Here is a 419-nt window from a genome sequence, read left to right on the forward strand (position 1 = left end):
CCGCGCGCGGACCGGCGCAGGTGCTCCGCCCGCGCTTTCCGGCACTCACCGCAGGACGGGAACAGGGCATGCACCTCGGGCGGCGGCCCGGTCGGGCCGTCCTCCGGCTCGGTCACTTCTTTTTGACCTCCCCTGAACCGCTGCAACGCGCGCATCTGATCATGCTGGCCCCGTCGAAATTCTCGCCCTCATGCTGCTCAGCCGCCGGGTTCCCGACGCTTCCGCTCCCGAGGCACACCGGGCAGGTAAGAGTGCCCCGGTCGACCGCGTCCGCCGGGTCGCCCGTCTTCCCGGACCCGCCGCGCTTCTGCCCGCTGCGGCCCGAGCTGCTCCCGCCGCTCGTGGTGCCCCTCTTATCCGCGTTCCGTCCGAATCCCATCAGCATTCCCCGGTCTACGTCCGGCGCGGTTGCCGGCACG

Annotated in this window: 1 protein-coding gene; it reads right to left on the minus strand. The window is 71.8% G+C overall.

What is annotated here, in order from left to right; genetic code table 11:
- Positions 1-112: 112 nt before the first annotated feature.
- A partial coding sequence (locus MXD60_RS26320; RefSeq protein WP_248822396.1) for a hypothetical protein occupies positions 113-419 on the minus strand: 307 nt, incomplete at its 5' end.

This window comes from Frankia sp. AgB32 (assembly GCF_023243045.1).
GTDB lineage: Bacteria > Actinomycetota > Actinomycetes > Frankiales > Frankiaceae > Frankia.